The sequence below is a fragment of the Photorhabdus sp. CRCIA-P01 genome (assembly GCF_003545805.1).
Lineage (GTDB): Bacteria > Pseudomonadota > Gammaproteobacteria > Enterobacterales > Enterobacteriaceae > Photorhabdus > Photorhabdus antumapuensis.
In genome coordinates this window covers 43,924-68,274 of record NZ_NMQR01000019.1, presented here as the reverse complement: position 1 = coordinate 68,274, position 24,351 = coordinate 43,924, and the positions used below count along the sequence as shown (strand labels likewise).

The 24,351-nt window shown below is 43.4% G+C and carries 22 protein-coding genes and 1 riboswitch; of the genes, 14 read left to right on the top strand and 8 right to left on the bottom strand.

All coding sequences use genetic code 11. The features are described from left to right. Positions 1–111: 111 nt before the first annotated feature. Genes D3222_RS13065 through thiB form a run of 5 tightly spaced genes read right to left on the bottom strand, consistent with a single transcriptional unit; the run spans position 112 to position 3,885 of the window. Positions 112–342, bottom strand: coding sequence for a hypothetical protein (locus D3222_RS13065; protein ID WP_369973519.1), 231 nt, complete (start codon positions 340–342; stop codon positions 112–114). Beyond that, a complete protein-coding gene (locus D3222_RS26735; protein WP_369973518.1) occupies positions 335–589 on the bottom strand; it encodes a hypothetical protein in 255 nt (84 codons plus the stop codon). The genes D3222_RS13065 and D3222_RS26735 overlap by 8 nt, the downstream gene beginning before the upstream one ends. Before the next feature lie 2 nt (positions 590–591). Then, entirely contained in the window at positions 592–1,299 is a 708-nt protein-coding gene (gene thiQ, locus D3222_RS13060; RefSeq protein WP_118986559.1) for a thiamine ABC transporter ATP-binding protein ThiQ, read from the bottom strand. After that, entirely contained in the window at positions 1,292–2,896 is a 1,605-nt protein-coding gene (gene thiP / locus D3222_RS13055) for a thiamine/thiamine pyrophosphate ABC transporter permease ThiP (RefSeq protein ID WP_118986558.1), read from the bottom strand. Before thiP ends, thiQ begins: the two co-directional genes overlap by 8 nt. Next, on the bottom strand, positions 2,872–3,885 hold the full coding sequence (gene thiB / locus D3222_RS13050) for a thiamine ABC transporter substrate binding subunit (RefSeq protein WP_118986557.1): 1,014 nt from the start codon (positions 3,883–3,885) through the stop codon (positions 2,872–2,874). The genes thiP and thiB overlap by 25 nt, the downstream gene beginning before the upstream one ends. A gap of 72 nt (positions 3,886–3,957) precedes the next feature. After that, positions 3,958–4,062, bottom strand: a riboswitch (TPP riboswitch). 113 nt (positions 4,063–4,175) lie between these two features. Between thiB and rppH the strand changes: the two genes are divergently transcribed. The 6 genes from rppH to D3222_RS13020 all read left to right on the top strand — a co-directional run bounded on the left by rppH (position 4,176) and on the right by D3222_RS13020 (position 9,426). Next, the gene (rppH, locus tag D3222_RS13045; protein ID WP_118986556.1) at positions 4,176–4,706 is read left to right on the top strand and encodes an RNA pyrophosphohydrolase; all 531 of its coding nucleotides are present in this window, start codon (positions 4,176–4,178) and stop codon (positions 4,704–4,706) included. A gap of 9 nt (positions 4,707–4,715) precedes the next feature. Further along, positions 4,716–6,962, top strand: coding sequence for a phosphoenolpyruvate--protein phosphotransferase (gene ptsP, locus D3222_RS13040; RefSeq protein ID WP_118986555.1), 2,247 nt, complete (start codon positions 4,716–4,718; stop codon positions 6,960–6,962). Positions 6,963–7,037: 75 nt separating this feature from the next. Next, complete coding sequence (gene lgt / locus D3222_RS13035; RefSeq protein WP_118986554.1) at positions 7,038–7,913, top strand: prolipoprotein diacylglyceryl transferase; 876 nt, start codon at positions 7,038–7,040, stop codon at positions 7,911–7,913. Continuing rightward, positions 7,910–8,704 (top strand): thymidylate synthase, encoded by a 795-nt coding sequence (gene thyA / locus D3222_RS13030; protein WP_118986553.1) that lies wholly within the window; start codon positions 7,910–7,912, stop codon positions 8,702–8,704. Before lgt ends, thyA begins: the two co-directional genes overlap by 4 nt. Positions 8,705–8,827: 123 nt before the next feature. Then, complete coding sequence (locus D3222_RS13025) at positions 8,828–9,097, top strand: hypothetical protein (protein ID WP_198672810.1); 270 nt, start codon at positions 8,828–8,830, stop codon at positions 9,095–9,097. Beyond that, on the top strand, positions 9,094–9,426 hold the full coding sequence (locus tag D3222_RS13020) for a hypothetical protein (RefSeq protein ID WP_118986551.1): 333 nt from the start codon (positions 9,094–9,096) through the stop codon (positions 9,424–9,426). Before D3222_RS13025 ends, D3222_RS13020 begins: the two co-directional genes overlap by 4 nt. Positions 9,427–9,557: 131 nt before the next feature. On the opposite strand, the gene D3222_RS25980 is transcribed toward D3222_RS13020, so the two are convergent. The 3 genes from D3222_RS25980 to D3222_RS25970 are packed head-to-tail and all read right to left on the bottom strand — an operon-like array spanning position 9,558 to position 10,104. After that, positions 9,558–9,716 (bottom strand): helix-turn-helix domain-containing protein, encoded by a 159-nt coding sequence (locus D3222_RS25980; RefSeq protein WP_232832510.1) that lies wholly within the window; start codon positions 9,714–9,716, stop codon positions 9,558–9,560. Between the two features lie 8 nt (positions 9,717–9,724). Further along, positions 9,725–9,979, bottom strand: a complete 255-nt coding sequence (locus D3222_RS25975; RefSeq protein ID WP_232832509.1) for a hypothetical protein — start codon at positions 9,977–9,979, stop codon at positions 9,725–9,727. Continuing rightward, the gene (locus D3222_RS25970; protein WP_255417034.1) at positions 9,976–10,104 is read right to left on the bottom strand and encodes a type II toxin-antitoxin system HigB family toxin; all 129 of its coding nucleotides are present in this window, start codon (positions 10,102–10,104) and stop codon (positions 9,976–9,978) included. Before D3222_RS25970 ends, D3222_RS25975 begins: the two co-directional genes overlap by 4 nt. 388 nt (positions 10,105–10,492) lie before the next feature. Here D3222_RS25970 and D3222_RS13005 point away from each other — a divergent pair, with 388 nt between their 5' ends. From D3222_RS13005 to recD, 8 genes are read left to right on the top strand one after another with little or no spacing between them, the layout of a single operon-like run. After that, a complete protein-coding gene (locus tag D3222_RS13005) occupies positions 10,493–11,008 on the top strand; it encodes a prepilin peptidase-dependent protein (protein WP_118986550.1) in 516 nt (171 codons plus the stop codon). A 38-nt stretch (positions 11,009–11,046) separates the two neighbouring features. After that, entirely contained in the window at positions 11,047–11,637 is a 591-nt protein-coding gene (locus D3222_RS13000) for a prepilin peptidase-dependent protein (RefSeq protein WP_232832508.1), read from the top strand. Between the two features lie 5 nt (positions 11,638–11,642). Then, the gene (locus D3222_RS12995; RefSeq protein ID WP_198672807.1) at positions 11,643–12,110 is read left to right on the top strand and encodes a YgdB family protein; all 468 of its coding nucleotides are present in this window, start codon (positions 11,643–11,645) and stop codon (positions 12,108–12,110) included. Then, positions 12,107–12,493: a prepilin-type N-terminal cleavage/methylation domain-containing protein gene (locus D3222_RS12990; RefSeq protein ID WP_118986549.1), complete on the top strand. Its 387-nt coding sequence runs from the start codon at positions 12,107–12,109 to the stop codon at positions 12,491–12,493. Before D3222_RS12995 ends, D3222_RS12990 begins: the two co-directional genes overlap by 4 nt. Continuing rightward, on the top strand, positions 12,471–15,863 hold the full coding sequence (gene recC, locus D3222_RS12985; protein WP_118986548.1) for an exodeoxyribonuclease V subunit gamma: 3,393 nt from the start codon (positions 12,471–12,473) through the stop codon (positions 15,861–15,863). Before D3222_RS12990 ends, recC begins: the two co-directional genes overlap by 23 nt. Next, complete coding sequence (gene ptrA, locus D3222_RS12980; protein WP_118986547.1) at positions 15,863–18,757, top strand: pitrilysin; 2,895 nt, start codon at positions 15,863–15,865, stop codon at positions 18,755–18,757. Before recC ends, ptrA begins: the two co-directional genes overlap by 1 nt. Then, on the top strand, positions 18,757–22,362 hold the full coding sequence (recB, locus tag D3222_RS12975) for an exodeoxyribonuclease V subunit beta (protein ID WP_198672809.1): 3,606 nt from the start codon (positions 18,757–18,759) through the stop codon (positions 22,360–22,362). The genes ptrA and recB overlap by 1 nt, the downstream gene beginning before the upstream one ends. Further along, complete coding sequence (recD, locus tag D3222_RS12970) at positions 22,362–24,215, top strand: exodeoxyribonuclease V subunit alpha (RefSeq protein ID WP_118986545.1); 1,854 nt, start codon at positions 22,362–22,364, stop codon at positions 24,213–24,215. The genes recB and recD overlap by 1 nt, the downstream gene beginning before the upstream one ends. Positions 24,216–24,351: the final 136 nt, after the last annotated feature.

Below are 24,351 nucleotides of genomic sequence, written 5' to 3'. Positions count from 1 at the left end.
TAACGAAGATAATGGGCAGATAGCAAGATGCCCGCAAATCGTCTTATCACTCGTTAAAGGGGCGATATGTTAATGGAAGCAAAGCCAGTCGTCACCTGCAAAAAATAGTAATCAGCCAAAAGGCATTACCATCTGTCCGGTGAGTAAAGTTATAAAATCATCCTGTAAAAATGGCAGGATAGCATCAGCGATAGGTTGAAGCTGTTTATTGATATAGTGATCATAGTCCGGTGATGAATGCAGATTTTCCAGTGGTTCCGGCCCGGATAGTGTCATGACATAGCTTATCCTGTCACTATATTTGATACGGCAAAGGCTAGTGATATTACCGATTTTATTCATCTGCCAGCTTTGCTGTTCTCACATGTGGCGGTACATTGTGCTGATAGTCAGACAGTTTACGGCCCAATCTTTTATGGTAGGTTATTTTATCATCAAATTTTCCTTCCAGGGTACTGATAATATAGCGAGAATAAATTTCTAGTAAGGGTTCCGGTAAAAAATCAGCGAATACAGTTGCTTCTGGAAATCCTGTGTATAGGAAGGCCGTGTCAGTACATACTGTTTCCAGACTGTTAGTATTAACCATGCCTATATAGCATCGGTTTTCATGCCCAAAATAGCTGCTTCGGGAACAGTGCCGGCAACCAGCGTATTTGTTAAGCCGTCATAATGAATATTGCCATCAACAACTAATAAAGCGCGGTCAGCTATACGGGCGGCATCATCCAGATTATGCGAAACCATCAGCAAAGTAAGCTGGCGTTCATGGCAAACCTGCTCCAGCAATACCAACATTTCATTACGCAATGCCGGGTCAAGGGCAGAAAAGGGCTCATCAAGTAACAGAATTGGCTGTTGGCGTACTAGACAACGGGCTAACGCTGCTCGTTGCCGTTGTCCTCCAGAAAGTTGAGCTGGCAGGCGAGTCAGGCAGTCTTCCAACGAAACTTGAGATACTATTTGCTGTAATGTCTGTTTCTGCGTGCTATTAAGGCGTAATCCGGGGTGTAAGCCTAGCCCAATATTCTGCTCAATTGTCAAATGAGAGAAGAGATTATTTTCTTGAAACAACATGGAGACCGGGCGTTGAGCAGGTGACGTATTGGTATGATTTTCCCCGTTCAGCCATAGGGAACCTTGCTCTGCTATTTGAAAACCGGCGATCAAGTTCAGAAGTGTACTTTTACCTGCCCCACTAGGACCCAGGATTGCGATACGTTCTCCAACCTGAATCTGTAAGTCAAAGCGCATCACCAGATGTTCGTAGCGGTAAGCCAGATTCTCAAGTTTAAGCATTACGTAGTCTCGGTAAGCGTTCAAGTAAACTAAACAGCATAAAACATAACAGTAACAGCAACAAAGCAGTGATCGCACCATCCTGACTACGGTAAGCCCCGATTTGCTGGTAGAGATAGAAGGGCAGTGTACGGAAATCTTCATTACCAAATAGCGCTACAACGCCAAAATCTCCAATGGAAAGGACACAGGCAAAGGCCAGTGCTTGTGCCAGCGGAACTTTCAGTGCTTTTAGTTCAATCCAGCGCAGTCGGTTAATACCTTGGATATTTAGGGAGCGACACAGTGGATTATAGCGAGCCGCCAGATCTTTCATTGGATTATCCAGAACTTTCAGTGCATAGGGGATTGCCATCAGTGCGTTGGTTAAAATCACTAGACCGTAGGGTGAACGGGGCAGGCCAATGGTATCGTTGAGCAACAGAAAGAATCCTGTTGCCAATACAATGCCGGGCATGGAGAGGATCAATAAACCACTCATCTCCATTGCTTGTCCCCAGTGAGGAGAATAACGCAGGTACAGCTCACGGCTGCTCCACAGTAGCATCATAGTGAATAAAACAGATAATAACCCCGCGCCTAAAGCAATGACCACTGAGGTGATAAATGCTTGCCACAATGCAGGCTGGCGCAATACGTTAAGCAACCCGCTGTTAACACCATCCACGATAACTGCCAATAATGGCGGCACGAGTAGTAATAATGCTGCGATAATTAACAGGCTGTCGCAGATTTTTCTCAACAAAGTATCCTGTGGATTACGCCATTGCTGTTGGTTGCTGTAGCCGACAGATAGAGTACTGTTAAGTTTCTGACTGAGGAGCACAAGGCCAAGGCAGCAGGTAATCTGAATCAACGCCAATAACGCGGCCCGGTTGAGATCGTAGTCATAGCTTAACGCTTGATAGATTGCCAGTTCGACAGTTGTTGCGGCAGGTCCACCACCTAACGCTAGTACGGTAGCAAAACTGGCGAAACAGAGCATAAAAATCAGTGCGCCGGTGGGTAGGATCTGGCGGCGCAGATAAGGCCATTCAACAAAACGGAAATGTTGCCATTCATTCATACCTAGCTGCGCTGCTAATTGTCGTTGTTCCACCGCAATGTTTTCCAGCGATTGCAGTAAAAGCCGTGTTGCCAGTGGCATATTAAAGAAAATATGTGCCAGCAAAATTCCCTGTAAACCATAAGGGGTGAAAGGGTAATTGATTCCTATCCATTCACAGAACTGTGCCAGCCAGCCGACTCTGCCATAGACAGTCAGAATGCCGAACAGAGCGACCAGTACAGGCAAAACCAGCGTCATAGCACACAGGCGCAGAAACAAGGTTCGGCCGGGAAAATGGCGGCGGTAGAGTGCCCGGGAAAGAAAAATAGCGGGCATAACAGAAAACAGAGCCGATAAAAAAGCTTGCCAGAATGTAAAACGCACTACATGCCACAAATAGCGATCTTCTATCAGCAAGTACCAGTCGTTTTCAGGCGCGTTAAACCAGAGCGCACCGAATGCCAGTAAGGCGACTAACAGTAAAAGACCGGAGGCAATGGCCCCCGGTAACAGCCATCCGGCCATCAGCGACTGACAGCGCTTTGCCATGCACGAATCCATTGATTACGGTATTTTGCGACTTCTTCTGCGGGATATTGCAGAGATTTTTCAGGTATTGAAAGCTGTGAATACACTTCTGGGAGTGGGATATTAATGACCGGATACATCCAGTTAGTGGTTGGAATTTCCTGTTGGAAAGCTGGAGTCAACATAAACTGCATAAATTTCTGGGCAAGTTCCGGTTGCTTGCTGGAGGCCAGTTGGGCGGCAATTTCGACTTGCAGGTAATGACCTTCACTAAAAGTAGCTGCCGCATAGTTGTCTTTCTTCTCGGATAACAGGTGGTAGCCTGGTGAAGAGGTATAACTCAGCACCAGATCACCTTCTCCTTTCAGAAACAGGCCATAAGCTTCACTCCAGCCTTTGGTAACAGTCAGTGTTTTCTTTGCCAGTTTTTGCCAGGCTTGTGGGGCATCATCACCATAAATTTTCTGCATCCACAACAGCAAACCTTGCCCAGGTGTGCTGGTGCGAGGATCTTGATAGATCACTTTCCAGTTATTGTGACTGTTGATCAGTTCATCCATGCTCTTTGGCGGATTTGGCAACGTATTTTTGTTGTAAATGAAGGCAAAGTAACCATAGTCATAAGGAATAAATACGGTGTTATTCCATTGTATCGGCAGTGTCAGCTTGCTGATATCTACTTGACTTTCAGTGAACAGCCCTGTTTGTTGAGCCGCTTGAATTAAGTTGTTATCCAACCCAAGAATAATATCAGCAGTAGTACGCTTGCCTTCCATTCTGAGGCGATTGAGCAGGGACACACCATCTTCCAGAGCAACCAGTTTCAGTTCACAGTTACATTCAGCTTCAAACGCTTTTTTAATTGTGGGTCCGGGTCCCCATTCTGCGGCAAAAGAATCATAGGTATAGACCGTTAATATCGGCTTGGCCTGTACAACCTGACTCAATAGCAACGTAGGGGCTGATAGGGCCGTCAGTACGATTAATTTGGAAAATAACGTCTTAAACACTTTGCTCTCCTTACATTAATAGGATTGGCAAAGGATTTGAGGAAGCGCTAAACGGCAAGATAATGTCTGTGAAACAATTAGCAGCTCAAATCCCTACGCCGGTATTAGCCGGATCAGGTTCGGCGGGTTTACTCTCAGCAAGACCATTTTAAACAGCCAGCACCCCGTTGAGACGGTGCTATTGTAGAGATTTAGCTAGCGACTGCAAAGTCCAATGATAGAGGTTTACCACTTGAGGGTAGTGTGAAACAATTAGTCATCTTTCAAATTTAGTTTATCGAGGTAGTCTGGTGATCGATGATGATGGCTACCGCCCGAATGTAGGAATTGTAATTTGTAATCGGCAAGGTCAGGTTTTGTGGGCTCGGCGTTATGGGCAGCATTCCTGGCAATTTCCTCAAGGGGGCATTAATCCGGGGGAATCACCAGAACAGGCTATGTACCGGGAACTGTATGAAGAAGTGGGGTTAGGTCGGAAAGATGTACGCGTTCTGGCCTCTACGCGTAATTGGTTGCGTTACAAATTACCCAAGCGTTTGGTGCGTTGGGATACACAACCTGTCTGTATTGGTCAAAAACAGCGGTGGTTTTTATTACAACTGCTCTGTAATGAAGACGATATTAATGTGCAACACAGTAATACCCCGGAGTTCGATGGTTGGCGTTGGGTCAGCTATTGGTATCCTGTCCGGCAGGTTGTCTCTTTTAAGCGTGATGTTTATCGGCGCGTGATGAAAGAGTTTGCTTCGGTTGTAATGCCAATGCAGGAAAGCGTATCTCTGCCACGCTCTTCGTATTCTTATCGTCGAAAAAGAAGTTAGGTGAGTTCCATGCTCATGCGCTTACGGGAAATTGTTGAAAAAGTTGCTATGGCAACCAATCTGGCCGAAGCGCTTGAGCTATTGGTGAACGAGACCTGTCTGGCAATGAACACGGATGTCTGTTCTATCTATCTTGCTGATCATCAACGGCGGTGTTATTACCTGATGGCAACTCGAGGGTTGAGGAAACCCCGAGGAAGGACTATCAGTTTGGCTTTTGGCGAGGGAGTTGTTGGGCAAGTTGGTCAATTGTCTGAACTGATTAATCTGGCGGATGTCCGCAGCCATCCAAGTTTCAAATATTTGCCTCAAGTTAAAGAGGATAGCTTCCGCGCTTTTTTGGGTGTTCCACTGGTCTATCGCCGCCAGTTGCAAGGTGTTTTAGTCGTTCAGCAGCAGGAACAACGCCTGTTCAATGAAACTGAAGAGTCCTTTATGGTGACGCTTGCGACGCAACTGGCAGTGATCCTTGCTCAAGCTCAGACTAAGGGTTTGTTTGGTCAGTACCGGCAGACCAGAATTAAAGCGCTGACAATTTCCAATGGCATCGTGATGGCCCAGGGATGGCAAGATTGTTCCCAACCCTCGCTTGACCAAATTTTTGAAGCCTCAACCCTTGATCATGCAGCAGAACGTTCTCGTTTGATTCAGGCACTTGAAGATGCGACAGCAGAATGTCGTCGGCTCAGTAAACGTTTTACCGCGGGTTCTCAAAAAGAGAGTGCCGCGATTTTTAATCTCTATTCTTACCTTTTGAATGATCCCCAATTGAAACAAGATCTGTTCTCCTGTGTTGAACAGGGCTCTGTTGCGCAATGGGCCGTTAAACAGGTTATTGAGAAATACGCAGAACAATTCGCCAGCTTGCAAGATGCTTATATGCGGGAAAGGGCATCAGATCTACGGGCGCTTGGACAGCGATTATTATTTCATCTGGATGATTCACTTACTACCAGCCATCAGTGGCCTGAATGGTTCATTCTGGTTGCAGATGAACTGAGTGCCAACCTATTGGCGGAAATGCCGCAAGAAAGGTTAGCGGGGGTTATTGTCCGTGATGGTGCGACGCATTCCCACTCTGCCATACTGGTGCGTGCAATGGGCATTCCGGCCATTATGGGGGCGGATATCCAGCCGGAACTCCTGCACAATCGTATGCTGATTCTTGATGGTTTCCGTGGGGAAGTCTTTATTGAGCCTGAACCGCTGATTTCGCAGGAATATAAACAGATTATCGAAGAAGAAAAAGCACTTAGCAAACTGGCTGAGGGGGATGTTGATCGGGAAGCACAGCTAAAAAGTGGCGAGCGCATTCTAGTTCAGCTTAATGCGGGTTTGAGCCTGAAATATGAGTTGCAGATCAGTAGTAGTATTGATGGAGTTGGACTCTATCGTACCGAAATACCTTTTATGCTGCACTGTGGCTTCCCATCAGAAGATGAACAAAAAGCGCGCTATCAGGAGATGTTGCAATTATTTCCCGATAAACCAGTGGTATTGCGTACACTTGATATTGGTGCGGATAAACAACTGCCCTATATGCCTATCAGCGAAGAGAACCCTTGTTTGGGATGGCGTGGTATACGAGTGACGCTGGATCAACCGGAGATTTTTCTTATCCAGTTGCGGGCAATGCTTAGAGCTAACGCTGATATGGGTAATCTGAAAATCCTGCTGCCAATGGTGACGAGTATAGAAGAAATTGATGAAGCTAAGCGATTGGTAGACAGAGCGAAAGCGGAAGTCGAGCAAATACTGGCGCGCCAAATATCCATGCCTCAGCTCGGTGTCATGATTGAGGTTCCTTCGATGATTTTTCTGTTGCCACAACTCAAAAACAGAGTCGATTTTGTGTCTATTGGCACCAATGACCTAACACAATATCTACTGGCAGTGGATCGGAATAACACTCACGTCGCTTCTCTTTATGATTGCTTACATCCGGCGGTGATTCGGGCATTAAAACTGGTATTTGAAAATAGCCAGCGGGCAGGTCTTACGATCAGTATTTGTGGTGAAATGGCAGGTTTCCCTATGGGAGCGCTGTTATTGATTGGTCTTGGCTATCGAAGTTTGAGTATGAGTGGTTGTAGTGTGCCAAGAATTAAGTACTTATTACGTCATCTGGAATTGGCTCAGGTTGAAAAATTAATGGCCGAAGTACTACAGGCTGAAACCAGCCTAAGAGTAAAGGAACTGTCAGCAACGTTTATGGAGCAGCATGGGGTTGGTGGTTTGGTCAGAGGTGGCATTTAATCCGTTTGACGGCCTGTGCTATGATTCGCAATTATTTGCCTTAGAGCATTAATGCTAAATATTAAGTGAGGAAAGATGAGTAATAGCTACCTGGCATTTCCTAATATTGACCCGGTTATTTTTTCAATAGGTCCAATATCCCTCCATTGGTATGGTTTCATGTACCTGGTAGGGTTTGTATTCGCTATGTGGCTAGCGACACGCAGGGCAGCAAAACCCAATAGCGGCTGGGCAAAAAACGAAGTAGAGAACTTGCTTTATGCCGGGTTTGCTGGCGTATTTGTCGGTGGCCGTCTAGGTTATGTCCTGTTTTATAATTTCCCGGCATTTCTCGATAACCCGCTTTATTTGTTTAAAGTTTGGGATGGAGGAATGTCTTTCCACGGTGGCTTGGTGGGGGTTATCTGCGCAATGTGGTTATTTGGCCGTAGAACGAAACGCCACTTCTTAAAAGTTGCTGATTTCATTGCACCGTTAGTCCCTTTTGGCTTAGGCATGGGGAGAGTCGGTAATTTTATTAACGGTGAGTTGTGGGGACGTGTCACATTGGATACACCGTGGGCGATGCTATTCCCAAGTTCGCGTAGCGAAGATATTGCATTGGCCGCAGCGGACCCTTCATTGTTATCAATACTTGAACAATATGGTGTTTTGCCACGTCATCCTTCACAACTTTATGAAATGGCGTTGGAAGGTATCGTTTTATTTATCATTTTGAATTTATACATCCGTAAACCTCGCCCGATGGGCAGTGTTTCCGGTTTATTCTTAATTGGTTACGGTATTTTCCGGGTCATAGTCGAATTTTTCCGTCAACCAGATGCACAATTGGGTTTATTCGACGGGATCAGCATGGGACAGATTCTTTCTATTCCAATGATCCTGGCGGGAATATTAATGATGATATGGGCATACAAACACCAAGGTAATAAGGTACGAGAGGTAAGATGAAACAGTATCTGGACTTAATGAAAAGAGTGCTTGCAGAGGGCACTTCGAAGGCAGACCGCACCGGAACGGGGACTCTCTCAATTTTCGGGCATCAGATGCGTTTCAATTTGCAGGATGGTTTCCCACTGGTGACAACTAAACGTTGTCATATCCGCTCAATTATTCATGAGCTTCTCTGGTTCCTGAATGGTGATACGAATATCAAATATCTGCATGAAAATAGTGTCACTATTTGGGATGAATGGGCGGATGAAAACGGCGATTTAGGGCCTGTATATGGTAAGCAATGGCGTGCATGGGGTACTGCGGATGGTCGTCGGATTGACCAATTGAAAACCGTACTGGAACAACTTAAAAGCGATCCAGATTCACGTAGAATCATTGTTTCTGCTTGGAACGTTGGTGAGTTGGATAAAATGGCATTAGCGCCATGCCATGCTTTCTTCCAGTTTTATGTTGCGGATGGCAAACTTTCCTGCCAGCTTTACCAGCGTTCCTGTGACGTATTCCTCGGCTTGCCGTTCAATATTGCCAGCTATGCATTGTTGGTTCATATGATGGCCCAGCAGTGTGATCTGGAAGTGGGCGATTTTGTCTGGACCGGTGGTGACACGCATCTTTATAACAACCATATGGAACAAACACAATTACAACTCAGCCGTGAACCGCGTTTACTGCCAAAACTGGTGATAAAGCGTAAACCGGAATCACTTTTTGATTATAAATTTGATGACTTTGAAATAGTTGATTATGACCCGTATCCAGGAATAAAGGCACTGGTTGCTATTTAGAGGTTATGGCTGAAACAGCTCTTCTGTGTTTGTCAATAATCTGGGGGAACAATTTATTATAAATTGTTCCCCTTTTCATTTTGGTGGTATAATATACAGATACATAGAAGTAGGAGGAAAAAGATCATGAATACCATTTCTCAAAAAAAAGCTAGGGATCTACTCAGTAACCCAGAGAATTTCGAGGGCGGCGTGTTTATTACCAAAAACGGAATATCTGAATTGTTTATTCAACCGATAGCAGAACGTGAGAGGGAGCAAGCCGATAGAAACGCAGAAAGACAGGCAATGGCGTTGCTTAAAATCGCTATGCTGTCTAAGAAAGATATTATGGATGGTAGAAAAATGACCCCTGAAGAAGCACTTCGTAGACGCAGGGAATATCGGACGTGATATATAAAGTTCAAGTTGCTGAAACAGCCTACCAGACACTTTCTATTATTGAAGACTACAAGGCTTACACAATAGGGTTGGAAGCGGCTCAAAATTTGGTAGATGATTTACTGATTGAATCATCGAGATTGATTGGGGAAAACCCGTTAGCATACGGCTATTCCTCAATGTTACTGGATAAAGGAATACAATTTCACCAGTGGTTTTCCAAAGATCGGCAATTCCGAGCCATTTATGATGTAGTCGGGGGTGAAATTCAAATATTGGCATACGCAAGCACAAACCAAGATTTAATTGCCCTCTTGTATCAACTACTGATCGTACACTGATAGTAAAAACACTCTATGGTGTATTGGTCTTAGCGTCGGGTAGGATCGGTATTAAACCCGACCTAAGACAGCAATATGAAAGATCTTAAAAGATCTTTTTGTTACTCAATCAGTTGTAGAAATAGATAAGGCTAATCGATAAAAGCTGCACTAGAAACCTTAAAACGTTTACTCAAGGCTTTTATATGGGTTACTGTCAGTGACTTTGTTCCACTCAGAATTTGTGATACCAGAGAAGCTCCTCCGATTTCGTTTTTAAGGTCGGCTTGTTTAAGGCCGTGTTGATCCATCAGAACCCTTAGGACTGCAACCCCGTAGGGATATTTTCAATAGCTTGGTTAAATTCTGCAAATTCAGGGGCGGTATCTTCATAGCGTTCAATTGTTGTAGCTAGAATCTCAATTAATCCTTTGTTATTGTCATAGTCTTTGAAAAGCTCATCAATCAAATCCATCGCTTCTTTGTACTGTTCTGAGGTATTATGTAGGTCAGCCAAGGGATCTTCTGAAAACAGAGCGCGAGCCCGTTCCTGAACGACTGCAAAATTTATCATTCTCTGTTTCTCCGGTAGTAATCGGTTAGCTTGTCGTATTCTGAGTAGGATACGATGTGTTTAATGTAACAGTGCCCCATTGAAAACTCAATAAAGGTCAGTAATCGGACATTATTACTACCAATATCGATACACCACTATTGATCGCTATACTTAAAAATTGATCGTTATACTTAAAACAAGCTTCTCAATTAATTATTTTCTAGTCTGATATTATTTATTTTTATAGAATAAATTAATAGTAATAACATCCTCATGTAAAGCATTCAATATTTTCTTTATTATGTTCATGAAGCTTCTTCCTCATAGCCATATAATCTTACAATGTATGGAAATAATAAGAAATAAAAATAACTATTCTCGTTGATTTTTGTGAAACTCTACGCAATTTAAATGTAACAATGATAGACTCTTATTTTTTTATTGATGCACTCTCGCATAAAATTCAATTATGTGTTTATTCTGTTTTTAAAATAAATAGAATGTTTTGCGAAAGGATGTAAGGAATTGTTAATGGAAGATAACATTAATATAATTGGTAGTTATAATATTGATAATCAATTAGGTTTTTCCTTATTGGAATTGATGATTGTTATTGTTCTGGTTTCAATATTTTCTTTATGGGGGATACAAGAATGGGGTGATCATCAGGAAAGAGTCAGGTTACAGGAATCAGCCCAGAAAATATTAACATTTATCACCAGGCAGCAATCTATGGCAAATTATCTGAATAAAGAGGTGATATTGTGGCTGAAAACGGGAGAAGAGTGGTGTATAGCGCTTTCTAGATCTGCACTTGCTGATTGTGATTTAGAGAATGTTGAGGGTATAAAATCATCCTATCAGGATGTTGTTATAAGCTCAGCAACTAAGGAGCAGATAGAGTTTCATGGAATAAGAAACACGATGATGCCCGCGAGTTTTATCTTGGCTAATTCCGCAGGTGAAATATCAGTTATTTTTTCTTCACGAGGAAGAGTAAGATCATGTAGTAATAATAAGTTTAATAGTATTCCGGCTTGTGGTTAATTATTTTTTTCTTATAAAATAAGTGATACTCTATTGTAATGATGAAACATAAAAACCAATCTGGAATGACATTGTTAGAAGTGATTGTGGCAATGGCTATTGGCACTATTATTTTACTGGCGATTGCCAAAAGTTACCCGGTTTTAACCAGACAAATAATGGAGTTATATCAGAGATATCGTTTAGGATATTTTGTTAAACAAACATTGTATATTATAGAGAAAGATATTCGTCGTGCAGGATATTGCCAGCATTATTGCGATGGAAAGCCAATATTAATCAATAATAGAAATGATGAAAGTGAGGATTCATGCCTGATTATTGCATATGATCTTAATGTAAATAACCAATGGGAGCCACCAGAACATAGTGAATCGGAATTCTTTGGTTATCGTTTTAGTAATAAGTCAGTGGAATGGAAAAGAGGTGCGGGTAACTGTCAGGACAATGGCTGGGAAAGGCTATTTGACCCAAATGAGATAGTGGTAGATTCATTTAAAGCAGAAAAATTACCAACAAAAGATGGCTTAGTTTTTATCAAATTGACGCTTATTGCACATTGGTTTAAACATCCATCAATAAACTACCAATATCAGGCAGTAATACGTTTGCGCAATATCAGGGGATAAGTACCGTGACTGAGCATTCTCCAAATGTCTGCCTGCAATTTCAGCAAGGAAATGTATTGTTAATTTCTGTGCTGATGTTGCTGGCTGTGAGCCTTATGATGCTGAAAGCTTTACATCATCATCTGGATAACGCATTAATCATGATGGTTGATGAACGCAGATATTTAAAAGCTTTGCAACAAGCAGAATCTTCATTGGCATGGGGAATGGCGCAATCATGGCTACTTTATAGTGATAAAACAGAAGAGTGGTATTGCCTGCAACAGCAGGAGTTCCATTTGACAAGCTGTTTAAAAAGGTACTCAAGTAATTTTTTTCTGCTGAAAGGTGTGGCGGAAGTGGCATCCGGGCAATCTGTCGGATTATATCAATGGATGAAATTAATCTCTTCTGATGGTAGTGATTCCCTTATTCCGGTAGAAAGCGGTTGGTTGGATTTCTGTCCCGAGGCAGATACGGGGTTTTGTTTATGAAACCAAATCTTTTTCATGCTCATCAATCTGGGATGAGTTTGCCCGAAGTTATGGTTGCCGTTATGGTCTTTTCTGTCTCTTTACTGGGATTAATGCGTTATCATCAGGCGCTATTGTTTGGGTTTCAGCAACATTGGCAACAATCAAAGGCGGACAAATTATCTTATGGATACCTGGAACAATATGAATTAATTGCAGGTCAAAGTGCTTTATCAGAATTAACACCGCCACCGGGATGGCACGCTGAATTTCAGACGACATATCAGTTATCTGATTGCTATCAGCTTACAGTTATAGTAACAACGCCTTATAATCAGCAAAGTAAAGCAAGCCGGTGGATTTGTTCAAATGGGAGTCCTGATGTTCAAGGTTTATCATTCTAATCAGTTGGATCTTCTTAAAGAGCTGATAACCATACTTATCGGAGATAATCCACTGACTGATCCGTTTGAGCAGGAAGTCATTCTGGTACAAAGCCCAGGAATGTCACAGTGGCTGCAAATCCAACTGGCTGAAAGAATAGGGATATCAGCCAATATTTCGTTTCCACTTCCAGCTACTTTTATCTGGGATATGTTTACCAAAGTATTGCCTGATATCCCGAAAGAAAGCGCTTTTAGTAAAGATGCCATGACATGGAAATTGATGGCGTTATTGCCTCAATTATTGCCAGAAGCGGAATTTGTCGCACTTAGGCACTATCTTGATCAGGATTTTGATAAACGGAAAATTCATCAATTGGCCGGGCGGGTTGCTGACCTGTTTGACCAATATCTTGTTTATCGCCCGCAATGGCTGGAAAGTTGGCAGCAAGGGCAGCTTATTGATGGTTTGAGTGATAATCAGTTGTGGCAGAAAAGATTGTGGCTGGAATTAACAGAATATACCCACCAGCTACAACAACCTCAATGGCATCGGGCTAACTTGTATCGCCGTTTTATTTCGATATTGGAAAACAGTGCTGAACTTTCAGCTTGTTTACCGAAACGGGTATTTATTTGTGGTATTTCTGCTTTGCCGCCTGTTTATTTACAAGCCTTACAGGCACTGGGACAGCATATTGATATTCACCTGATGTTTACCAATCCATGTAAATATTATTGGGGAGATATTCAGAATTATGCTTTTCTGGCAAAACTGAGCAGTCGTAAACCACGTCATTATAACAGTGAACAGGAGCTGGAATATTTTAAAGATCCTGGTAATGCTCAATCACTGTTTAACGATGACGGTGAACAAGATGTAAGTAATCCCTTGTTGGCATCATGGGGACGGTTGGGCCGTGATAATCTCTATTTATTGTCGCAGCTTGAGCAGAGTTCGGAAGTTCACGCTTTCGTTGAATTAGAACAGGATAATCTATTACATCAATTGCAAAGGGATATTCTCTATCTGGAAGATCATGCCCAAATTGGTTCAACAAAAGAAACATTTGAAAATAGCTTGAAAAAAAGAGTACTTGATCCGTTGGATCGTGCTTTATCTTTCCATGTTTGCCATAGTCCTCAGCGTGAAGTGGAAGTTTTACAGGATCAGCTATTGAGATTATTGGAAGATAATCCATCGCTGACGCCAAGGGATATTATTGTGATGGTCGCGGATATTGACAGTTATACTCCCTATGTTCAGGCGGTATTTGGTAATGTCTCTATTGAACGCTATATTCCATTTGCCATTTCTGATCGTAAGGCCCGTCAGGCACATTCGATTTTACAGGCATTTATCACACTGCTTGATTTACCTCAAAGCCGTTTTACGACAGAACAGGTTTTAGCATTGTTGGAAGTACCCGCGCTGGCGAATAAATTTGACATACATGAAGATGGTTTGCGTTTATTAAGGCGTTGGGTTGAAGAATCAGGCGTTCGTTGGGGGCTGGATGACGATAATGTGGAACAGCTATCTTTGCCGGTAACAGGCCAGCATACATGGCGTTTTGGACTGACCCGAATGTTATTGGGTTATGCAATGGATAGCCGGTCGGGCCCTTGGAAAGAGGTATTGCCTTATGATGAATCCAGTGGTTTAGCCGCGGAGCTTGTCGGCCAATTGGCTGAGTTTTTAATGCAATTAAGCTATTGGCGCAAAATTCTTGCCGAGAGCCGGACATTAACGGGCTGGTTACCTGTCTGCCAGCAGTTGCTGGAAACATTTTTTGTATCAGATAATGAGACTGAATTAGTACTGGCAATGATGGAACAGCAATGGCAGAAAGTCATAGATAATGGACTGAACGCGCGTTATCAGGAAAGTGTGCCATTGGTTCTGTTGCGAGATGAATTAGCGCTTCGGTTTGATAATGAAAAAATCAGTCAGCGTTTTCTCGCAGGGTCTGTCAACTTTTGCACCTTGATGCCAATGCGTTCTATCCCCTTTAAGGTTGTCTGTTTATTGGGAATGAATGATGGTGTTTATCCCCGTTCAATTCCACCGCTTGGGTTTGACCTGATGGCGGAAAAAAGCCAAAGAGGAGACAGAAAACGACGGGATGATGACCGTTATCTATTCCTTGAAGCCTTGATATCCGCTGAACAGTTTCTTTATATCAGCTATATTGGTAAATCCATTCGTGATGATACGGAATGCAACCCTTCAGTGCTGGTTAATGAATTGCTGGATTATGTTTGCCAGAGTTTCTGTTTGCCAGGCAATGAAAAACTGAATGTTGATGAAAGCGCCGCTAATATCAGAAAACATCTGTTGTCTCTTCATACCCGGGTTCCATTTGCACCGGAAAATTTTATACCGAGCAGTTATCAGCAAAGCTATGCCGGAGAGTGGTTACCGGCGGCAACTGAACAAGGCTCAGCATATGCTGAATTTTGTCAATCTATTGAAATGGCGCAAATCCAAGAAATTACACTTGATGATTTAATCCGCTTTTACCGTCATCCTGTTCGGTTTTTTTTCCAACGCTGCCTGAAAGTAAATTTCGTTATTGAAGAAACGGAATTGCCAGAGGAAGAACCTTTCGTTTTAGATAATCTTCAACGTTATCAGTTTAATCAGCTATTGTTGAATGCGTTAATTGAACAGCAATCGCCTGAACCACTTTTCAATCGGCTACGTGCTGCTGGAGGATTGCCTTTTGGCGCTTTCGGTGAGGTTTATTGGTTGAAACAGCAAAAAGAGATGCAGCCTTTGGCGGATAAAATTCGTGAACAACAAATGGAAACATTATCTGTTGATTTACATCATGATTTAGGCCAGGTGATGCTGACAGGGCAAATTAATAAGGTGCAACCGGATGGTTTGCTACGTTGGCGGCCAGCCAGTTTGACCGCCAATGATGGCATGCAATTGTGGATTGAGCATCTGGCTTATTGTCTGACTGGTGGTCAGGGGGAAAGCCGCAGTTATGGATATGGACGTGATGGCAGTGAATGGTGTTTTGCTCCTATGCCTTCAGAACAAGCGAAAGATTATCTGAATCAATTGATTGACGGTTATCAACGAGGAATATCAGCGCCTTTACCGCTGTTTTGCAAAAGTGGTTGGGCGTGGCTTTCAACATGTATGAATAAAGAGACAGGTGAGATTGATAATAGTGATGAAATTCAATCAAAAGCTGAAAGCCAGTTATTGAAAACATGGCTTGGGGATCAAGGACGCAGAGGCGAAGGGGATGATCCTTATATTCAGCGGGCTTTCAGGCAAGCTGGTAAATCATTTTTGGCAAAACTTAAACAGGAAGCGCTCAGTTATTTGTTACCGATAGCGCGATATCAGAATACAAGGGAGAATATCCGATAATGTATAAACATCTTGTTCGCATGATAGCTGCGATGTTCCTGCTTTTTTGGGGAACGACGAGTTATGCGCAAACACCACAACTACAGTGGCAACCACTGCAAGAGACAATTTATAAAAGCGAAAATGATCACCGTCAGTATCAGGGAATCAAATTGGCAAACAATATGACGGTTTTGCTGGTATCTGATGAGAAAGCAACCAAATCTTTGGCAGCGGTAGCGATTCCGGTTGGCAGCATGGAAAACCCTGACAGCCAGCTCGGGCTTGCACATTATCTGGAACATATGGTTCTGATGGGATCTGAACGTTATCCACAATCAGGTGATTTATCTGAATTTTTGCAAAAACATGGTGGTAGCTATAATGCCAGCACGGCTTCTTACCGCACGGCTTTTTACCTTGAAGTAGAAAATGAGGCGTTAGCTCAAGCCACAGATCGTCTGGCTGATGCACTGGCTGAGCCGTTACTTGGCCCAGTGAATGCAGATCGGGAGCGAAACGCCGTTAATGCAGAGATGACAATGGCGCGTTCTCGTGATGGGATGCGGGTTGCTCAAATACGGGCAGAAACCTTGAATCCTAAGCATCCCAATGCCCGTTTTTCTGGTGGTAATCTAGAAACATTGAAAGATAAACCGGGGAGTAAATTACAGACAGAACTGGTGGGTTTCTATCAGCGCTATTATTCGGCCAATCTAATGAAAGGTGTCATTTACGGTAATCAGCCTCTCGATAAACTGACTCAAATTGCTGTTGATACTTTTGGTCGGATACCTGACAAAAAAGCGAGCGTACCGCCAATTACTGTTCCGGCAGTAACGGAAAAAGAGAAAGGGATTATCATCCATTATGTTCCTGCTCAACCGCAAAAGGCATTGCAATTGGAGTTCAGCATTGACAATAACAGCGCTGATTTCCGCAGTAAAACCGATGAATATCTCAGTTATATGATAGGCAACCGTAGCCTGAATACATTATCAGATTGGCTGCAAACTCAAGGGTTGGCAGAAAGTATCAGTGCCGGTGCGGAACCTATGGTTGATCGTAACAAAGGTATCTTTTTTATTTATGTGACGTTGACAGACAAAGGGCTTGCACAACGGGATCAGGTTGTTGCGGCTATTTTTGCTTATATTAATTTATTAAAACAAAAAGGCATCCAGAAAAGTTATTTTGATGAGATTGCGAAGGTTTTGAATCTATCGTTCCAGTATGGCTCTATTGTTCGTAATATGCATTATATCGAATGGTTATCGGATGCTATGTTGCGAGTTCCTGTTTCCAATGTACTTAATGCCAGTTATCTGGCTGATGATTATAACCCGAAAGCAATTGCTAGCCGACTTGATGAGTTGACTCCTGAAAATGCGCGTATCTGGTATATCAGCCCAAAAGAGTCGCATAATAAACAGGCTTATTTTGTTCAGGCACCTTATCAGGTTGATCGAATTACATTGCAGCAACGAGTTAAATGGCAGCAATTAGAGGAGCAAATGAGTTTTTCTCTGCCCGCGCCAAATTCTTATATTCCTGATGATTTGAAGCTGATAAAAGCAGATAAGAGTCAAAAACATCCAGAGATGATTCTTGAACACCAGAGTGTTCGCCTGTTCTATATGCCGAGTCAATATTTTGCTGATGAGCCTAAGGCCAGCATTACGTTAGATTTACGTAATGCAAAAAGTTTGGATAGTGCCCGTGAGCAGGCCACTTCCTCTTTGCTTGATTATTTGGCAGGGCTTTCCCTCGACCAGCTTAGTTATCAGGCTTCTGTTGCTGGAATGAATATTTTTACGAGTTCATCACAGGGAATGCAACTAGGAGTAAGTGGTTACACGCAAAATTTGCCGGAACTTTTAACCTCTTTAATCAGTAATTACATGGCGTTTACGCCAACCGAGAGTCAACTGGAGCAAGCTAAGTCTTGGTATCGTGAACAGATAGAAGTTTCCAATAACGCTAAAGCGTATGAAATGGCTATGCAGCCGTTGAAGCGCCTTTCTGTGGTGCCATACACGGAACAGTCCACTCGTCTGAAAGCGCTAGAAACTATCACGGTTCAGGATATTGTTACGTATCGTCATGAAATGATAAAAAATGCTGCTTTGCAGATGATGATCATTGGAAACTTGACCGAACAGCAGAGCAAAGTGATTGCCGAATCCGCTCATAACCAACTAGCAAATCAAGGAAATGACTGGTGGATTGGGGATAAGGTGGTGATTGATAAAAATTACCCGGTTAATTTCCAGCGTGTTGGCAGCAGCACAGATGGCGCTTTGGCGGAGGTTTATATTCCGACGGGTTATAACCGTATAGAAGGTTATGTTTATTCCAGTTTGTTGAGCAATATGCTTCATTCGTGGTTCTATGAGCAGCTAAGAACAACGGAGCAACTGGGGTATGCGGTGTTTGCTTTCAATACCAGTGTGGGGGAGCAGTGGGGATTGAGTTTCCTGCTACAAAGTAATAGTAAGCAACCCAAGTATTTGAATCAGCGTTATCAAGATTTCTATCAAAACGCGGGTAATAAATTGAAAACCATGTCTCAAGCTGATTTTGAACAGTACAAGAATGCACTGATTAATGAAAAGCAGCAACCGCCGCAAACTTTCTATGCCGAAGTTGCTCGTTTCTCCAGTGATTTTAGCCGCAATAACTTTAGTTTTGATAGTAGAGATAAAATGCTTGAGATACTGAGGAAAACCACACAGAAACAATTGATTGATTTCTATCAGAATGCGGTAATCAAACACCGGGGGCTGTCATTGATTTCACAAGTGATTGGTAAATCAGGAAACTTGGATGGATATGCGAAATTGAAAGATTGGAAAACCTATCAGAATGTGACTGAATTTCAGAAACGGCTACCTGTTGAGGTAAGAACTCAGTGATCACAGAGATATCTGTCCACAGGCTTAATGTATTAACTCTGCCGCTGAATGGTCAGCGGTTGATCGAAGCGTCAGCCGGGACGGGTAAAACCTACACCATCGGCATTTTATATCTGCGTCTCCTACTTGGAATAGGGAAAGATGCCGCTTTTTCACGACCTTTAAGCGTGGAAGAAATTCTGGTGGTTACGTTTACTGAGGCCGCAACAAATGAGTTACGTGGGCGTATCCGTGAAAATATTCATAAACTTCGCCTTGCTTGTATTCGAAACGAAGTAGAAGGCGCAGAACCTGCCTATCAACAGCTATTGGATGAGATCCCGGATAAAGGGCAGGCGGCTATCTGGTTACTGGCCGCAGAGCGGCAAATGGATGAAGCGGCGATTTATACCATTCATGGTTTTTGTCAGAGGATGTTGGCACATAATGCTTTTGAATCTGGGATCTTGTTTGAACAGACATTAATTCAGGATCAACAGCCATTAGAACGGCAGGGGTGTGCCGATTTCTGGCGGCGCCATTGTTATCCATTGCCGTTATCAATGGCACAGGTAATCAGCCAGGAGTGGAGTGGGCCGGAAGCTCTGTTGGCTGAATTACACCCTTATTTACAAGGGGATATGCCATATATGGTTAATGCGCCGGACAGTGATGAAACGTTGTTAAGTCGCCATGAAAAAATTACCCAGTTGATCAGCGATGTTAAATACCAGTGGAATGAAGTTGCCGGAGAGTTGCACGATTTAATTGCGGGCTCTGGCGTAGATAAAAGAAGTTACAGTAGTAAGCACTTACCAAATTGGCTGAATAGTGTCATGGATTGGGCCCAGGCGCCTACAGAGGATTATCAGTTGCCAAAAGCACTGGAGAAATTCCGGCAGTCAGTATTGGCAGAAAAGACAAAGAAAGGTGAGGTACCTGAACATTCACTTTTTGTGGCGATAGATGATTTGTATCAGCAACCACTTACTTTACGTGATTTGATTATCTCCAGGGCTATTATTGAGATTCGCCAATCAATCCGTCAGGAAAAGTTAACACGTGGTCAGATGGGGTTTGATGATTTACTTACCCGTCTTGATGATGCTCTGAAAGGCCCAGGCAGTGATTTGCTTGCTGAAACTGTCCGTCGGCGCTATCCGGTTGCTTTGATTGACGAATTTCAGGATACCGACCCACAGCAATATCGGATTTTTCATACCATCTATGGCAGTCAGCCTGAAAATGGATTGCTGTTTATCGGCGATCCTAAACAAGCTATTTATGCATTTCGGGGCGCAGATATTTTCACTTATATTCGTGCCCGTTCTCAGGTAAGTGCTCACTATACTCTGGAAACAAACTGGCGCTCTGCCTACTCAATGGTACAGGCAGTAAACAAACTGTTTATGCGTTCAGAAAATCCATTTTTGTTTGAGCAAATCCCTTTTATCGAGGTTTCTGCGGCAGAGAAAAACCGGGAACTCTCTTTTAGTTATTATGGTGAAGAACAGGCCGCATTGAATTTCTGGTTACAATCAGGAGAAGGGGTTTCCACCGGAGATTATGAGCAAACGATGTCACGGCTCTGTGCCGCGCAAATTCGTGATTGGTTGCAGGCGGGGAGCGAAGGGCGGGCTTTGTTACATAAAAGTGAGGAAGTTCGGCCTGTGACGGCGGCTGACATTACGGTTCTGGTGCGTAGCAGAAAGGAAGCCATACTGATCCGTAATGCACTTAATCTGTTATCTATCCCTTCCGTATTTCTTTCTAACCGAGAAAGTGTATTTGATACTGCGGAAGCCAAGGATATTCTCTGGCTGTTGCAAGCGGTGTTATCACCAGAGAAAGAACGAGTCTTGAGAAGTGCGCTTGCCAGTGGTTTATTTGGCTTGACCGCTCGACAGATAGACAAACTAAATCATGATGAGAAAGCATGGGACCAGTTAGTTGATGAATTTGATGGCTACTTTCGTCTGTGGCAACGCCGTGGTGTGTTACCTATGTTACGAGCGGTAATCGCCAACCATCATATTGCTGAGAATTTGCTTGCCAGTTATGACGGTGAACGGCGTTTGACGGATGTGATGCATATTGGTGAGCTGTTGCAGGAGATATCTTTACAACTTGACAGTGAACATGCAGTCACCCGCTGGTTGGCTCAGCAGATCTCTCATCCTGATCCACAATCTGAAAATCAGCAGATGCGGCTGGAAAGCGATCGTCATTTGGTACAAATTTGTACTATCCATAAATCTAAAGGACTGGAATATCCGCTGGTATGGTTGCCATTTATCTGTAATTTCAGGGAGCAGAAGCGGGCGATATATCATGATCGTACAAGCTTTAATGCTTGCCTTGATATCTTTCCTGATGACGAGACGATTGAGCTGGCGGAACAAGAGCGATTGGCGGAGGATTTGCGTTTACTCTATGTCGCATTGACGCGTTCTGTTTACCATTGCAGTGTCGGTGTGGCTCCGCTGATAAAAGGCAATAAGAAAAAGGTCGGGGATACTGATCTGCATCAGTGTGCTCTGGGCTATCTGTTGCAAAAGGGAGTGAAAGGGGATGCTAATTTTCTGGCAACATCACTTAAAGAATTAAGCGGGGATGGCATTGTTGTATCGTTAATTAATGATACTGACGATCATCCTTGGCAATCGCAAAGTAAAAATGATTTGGTACTTTCGGCTAGGCAATTTAAACGCAGAGTTCAGGATGATTGGCGTATTACCAGTTATTCTGGTTTACGAAACTCGGTGGTTCATCGTGGCAGTGCTGCGGCTTATTTTGCTGGAGAAGAATCTATTGACGTGATTGTTCAGTCTATTGCGCCAAAACTTGATATTGATGCCAGTGGTGAAAAGCAGTCAGTGGAACAACCTGAAATGACGCCCCATACATTCCCACGAGGAGCCTCCGCAGGGACTTTTTTACACGCTATTTTGGAAGAACTTAATTTCAGCCAATTACCCGATGAGAACTGGTTGGCAGAACAACTGCAATCAGCCGGATTTGATGAATGCTGGGGTGGGATATTACAGCAATGGATGGCCGATATTTTTACCATTCCATTGAATGATGAAGGTCTGCAACTTGCAAAAATTCCACTGCATCATCAACAGAATGAAATGCAATTTTATCTGCCGGTTGAGCAACTTTTGCGATCTCAGGAATTGGATACGGTAATGCGTCGTTATGACCCGGTTTCCGCTTGTTGTCCCCAACTGGAATTTCAGCAGGTGAAAGGGATGCTGAAAGGGTTTATTGATTTGGTTTTCTGTTGGCAAGGCAGGTTCTACGTGCTGGATTACAAATCAAACTGGTTGGGAGCGGAGAGTCAGGCTTATACCCATCAGGCAATGGAAACCGCCATGATTGAGCATCGCTATGATCTGCAATATCAGCTTTATACACTGGCGCTGCATCGCTACTTGCGTCACAGGTTAGTTAATTATGATTACCAACAACATTTCGGCGGCGTGATTTATCTGTTTCTGAGGGGGATAGATAAACAACAACCGGGGAATGGTATTTTCAGTTGTCGGCCATCGGCTGAATTTGTTGATGCTTTGGATATGTTTTTCAGTGGTAATGAACAGTCTGAAAAAGAGAAAAATTAATGATTTCGTTATTACAACAGGCAGTAAACCTCAGGCTTTTGCGTTCATTGGATTTACAGTTTGCTCATGCATTGATTGAAGATAAAGATCCTGTTTTGTTATTGGTGATGGCGCTGTTAAGCGCTGAAACGGGTACCGGGCATGTTTGCCTGCCGGTTAATCGGATAATGCCTGAATATTTTTTTGATGGGCGACATCGTGAATTTGCCGAACAGTTATGGCAGGTTGCGGGAAAACCTGATGAACAGAGTTTGCTGATAGCGCTGGAAAATTGTGCTGCTGTTAGTGATGGACTTCAACCAACGCCGGTTGTGCTTTCCCATGACCGACTCTATTTGCAGAGAATGTGGCAAAGTGAGTGTCAGGTGGCGGCTTTCTTTTCAGGCAATCAACCAACCGATCATATTCAGGAACAGCAACTGAAAGCCATTCTGGATGAATTATTCGTACTATCTGAAGAGGCGGTGGACTGGCAAAAAGTGGCGGCGGCTGTTGCGGTAACTAGCAGAATTTCGGTTATCTCTGGTGGACCGGGAACCGGGAAAACTACCACCGTTGCTAAGTTGTTGGCAGCCTTAATTAAACTTGAACCTGATAAAAAGCGGGTTATTCAACTGGCGGCTCCGACCGGAAAGGCGGCTGCGAGATTGACCGAATCTCTTAACAGTGCGGTCAGAAAATTGCCTCTGACGGAGAAACAGTTTGCATACATGCCAGATCAAGCGCAGACGATTCATCGCTTGCTAGGAGCACAGCCTGATAGCCAGCGATTACGTTATGATCGAGATAATCCACTGAGTTTGGATGTGCTGGTGGTGGATGAAGCGTCAATGGTGGATTTACCCATGATGGCCAGGTTGATTGATGCATTACCACCGAAAGCGAAAATTGTTCTGCTTGGTGACCGTGATCAATTGGCGTCAGTGGAAGCAGGCGCGGTGTTGGGTGATATTTGCCGTTTTGCTGAACTGGGATACAGCGTAGCGAGGGCACAGCAGTTAAGTCGGTTGACTGGATACCAGTTAGTTGCAGGTGAGCAGCAAGATATCCCAGAGGTTCGTGATCGTTTGTGTCTTTTACGCAAAAGTTACCGTTTTAATGTAGATTCTGGCATTGGTCAGTTGGCTATGGCAGTTAATCAAGGGAAGAGTCGGCAAGCGCTCTCTATTTTGCAGCAACCGTTGAAGGATATCAGCTTTTACCCGTTGTCTGACGATGAAGATTATCAGCGATTGCTAGCAGAAACGGTATCGGGTTATCACGCTTATTTGCAACTGGTAACAAAGCAGGCACCGGCCAAAGCGATTTTAGATGAATTTAACCGATATCGTTTGTTGTGTGCACTTAGAGAAGGGCCGTTTGGTGTCAGTGGGCTTAATGAGCGCATAGAACAGCTATTACATCGTCAGGGGCTTATTCGTCGCCCAGTCGGGATTTTCAGCCGTGGTTATGCAGGTCGACCCATCATGATATCGCGTAATGACAGCACGCTAGGTCTGTTTAATGGTGATATCGGTATTATGCTCAGAGACGAAAATAATGAACTGCGTGCTTATTTTCAGTTGCCTGATGGGGAGATTAAAGGAATCCAGCCAAGTCGTTTACCACAACATGAAACGGCGTATGTGATGACCGTACACAAATCGCAGGGATCAGAATTTGACCATACAGCTTTGGTATTGCCAACGCAGTTTGTACCGGTTGTTAGCCGTGAATTGGTCTACACAGCGATAACCCGTGCCAGAGAAAAACTGACTCTTTATGCACATGAAGCGGTATTGCGTCAGGCAATTCAGACGCCAACTCAAAGGCGAAGCGGGTTAGCAGAGCGGCTTAGCTTACAGGCGGATTAGTGCTTGCTCTGATAGACGGGCTTGTGCAAAAAAATTTATATATTAATGATGTGGTCATATCTTATCTGACGTTTTTTGAACGTTATTCGTGCAATTTTTGGATTGGAATTTTTAAGCCCGACAAGCAGGTCATTAA

Coding starts and splice junctions, on each gene's coding strand:
- D3222_RS25980 (WP_232832510.1), bottom strand. CDS start 9,716: ATGGATCAACACGGCCTTAAACAAGCCGACCTTAAAAACGAAATCGGA.
- thyA (WP_118986553.1), top strand. CDS start 7,910: ATGAAACAGTATCTGGACTTAATGAAAAGAGTGCTTGCAGAGGGCACT.
- lgt (WP_118986554.1), top strand. CDS start 7,038: ATGAGTAATAGCTACCTGGCATTTCCTAATATTGACCCGGTTATTTTT.
- D3222_RS13000 (WP_232832508.1), top strand. CDS start 11,047: ATGATGAAACATAAAAACCAATCTGGAATGACATTGTTAGAAGTGATT.
- thiP (WP_118986558.1), bottom strand. CDS start 2,896: ATGGCAAAGCGCTGTCAGTCGCTGATGGCCGGATGGCTGTTACCGGGG.
- D3222_RS13065 (WP_369973519.1), bottom strand. CDS start 342: ATGAATAAAATCGGTAATATCACTAGCCTTTGCCGTATCAAATATAGT.
- recD (WP_118986545.1), top strand. CDS start 22,362: ATGATTTCGTTATTACAACAGGCAGTAAACCTCAGGCTTTTGCGTTCA.
- D3222_RS26735 (WP_369973518.1), bottom strand. CDS start 589: ATGGTTAATACTAACAGTCTGGAAACAGTATGTACTGACACGGCCTTC.
- thiQ (WP_118986559.1), bottom strand. CDS start 1,299: ATGCTTAAACTTGAGAATCTGGCTTACCGCTACGAACATCTGGTGATG.
- D3222_RS25975 (WP_232832509.1), bottom strand. CDS start 9,979: ATGATAAATTTTGCAGTCGTTCAGGAACGGGCTCGCGCTCTGTTTTCA.
- D3222_RS13005 (WP_118986550.1), top strand. CDS start 10,493: ATGGAAGATAACATTAATATAATTGGTAGTTATAATATTGATAATCAA.
- recC (WP_118986548.1), top strand. CDS start 12,471: ATGTTCAAGGTTTATCATTCTAATCAGTTGGATCTTCTTAAAGAGCTG.
- D3222_RS12990 (WP_118986549.1), top strand. CDS start 12,107: ATGAAACCAAATCTTTTTCATGCTCATCAATCTGGGATGAGTTTGCCC.
- ptsP (WP_118986555.1), top strand. CDS start 4,716: ATGCTCATGCGCTTACGGGAAATTGTTGAAAAAGTTGCTATGGCAACC.
- ptrA (WP_118986547.1), top strand. CDS start 15,863: ATGTATAAACATCTTGTTCGCATGATAGCTGCGATGTTCCTGCTTTTT.